Raw genomic sequence first — 242 nt, 5'->3', positions numbered from 1 at the left:
CATGAAAAAGTAGCAAACCAACGTAAGAACTTCCTTCATCATAAGTCTAAAGAGTTAGCTACTCATTTTGATGTTGTAGCTATTGAAGATCTAAATATGAAGGGAATATCGCAAGCACTTCATTTTGGAAAAAGCGTCGCTGATAATGCTTGGGGTATGTTCACCTCTTTCTTAGCTTATAAACTAAATGAACAAGGCAAACAGCTTGTGAAAATAGACAAATGGTTTCCTTCCACAAAAAC

At 35.5% G+C, this 242-nt stretch carries 1 protein-coding gene; it reads left to right on the top strand.

The window, feature by feature from the left end; all coding sequences use genetic code 11:
* Window positions 1–242: transposase (locus G9F74_RS29730; protein WP_165406450.1), on the top strand; the 242-nt coding region annotated here is incomplete at both ends.

This window comes from Bacillus sp. EKM202B (assembly GCF_011066025.1).
Lineage (GTDB): Bacteria > Bacillota > Bacilli > Bacillales > Bacillaceae_G > Bacillus_A > Bacillus_A toyonensis.
The sequence above is the reverse complement of the archived record's forward strand: the minus strand, read 5'-3'. Positions and strand labels throughout refer to the sequence as shown.